Genomic DNA, 664 nt, shown 5'->3' with positions numbered 1-664 from the left:
ACTCGCACAACAAGGTTTTATTTTTTCTAACGGTTTGAATGGTCCAAAAGCAAGATTAAAATTATTAGTTGCGTTAAGCAACAATTTAGATAAAGCTGAAATCAAATCATATTTTGAATTATAATGATTACGTAACATAAAAAGGTCTATGTACAATCATTAGTCATCAACCTCATTTGACATATCATGAATGTCAGTCGTTGTATAACTAAGATATTTAGTACATAGACCTTTATTTTTATGATTCTAACGGCGTTTGTTTCTTAGCTAGCATGCTTTGAGCAATAATGCCACCGTGGAATTTACCATTTTCAATAAAAATGGTATTCGCATCATTCCCTGCAGCAATCACACCTGCAATGTAGCAATTTTCGATATTTGTTTCGTATGTCTCTTTATTATACATAGGCGCTGTTCCAAATTCATTTGTATTAATTTGAATACCTACAGATTTTAAAAATTCATAATCGGGATGATAACCAATCATCGCAAAAACATAATCATTGTGTATCGTTTTACTTTCACCATTTACTTCATAAGTCACAGTATCTTCAGTTATTTGGGTAACATTAGCATTAAATTCCATGTCAATTTTTTCATGATTTACTAATGCTGTGAAATTTGGAAGTATCCACGGTTTAATTGAAGGCGAATAATCTCCACC

General features: G+C 31.3%; 2 pseudogenes. One reads left to right on the top strand and one right to left on the bottom strand.

The features are described from left to right. A pseudogene (locus IDG60_RS19225) lies at nt 1-124 on the top strand (asparaginase); the annotation flags it as partial. A gap of 114 nt (nt 125-238) precedes the next feature. On the opposite strand, the pseudogene ypdA reads toward IDG60_RS19225, so the two are convergent. Continuing rightward, a pseudogene (ypdA, locus tag IDG60_RS19220) lies at nt 239-664 on the bottom strand (bacillithiol disulfide reductase YpdA); the annotation flags it as partial.

The organism is Staphylococcus sp. EG-SA-2, assembly GCF_017152085.1.
This window is presented reverse-complemented; position numbering and strand designations above follow the sequence as displayed.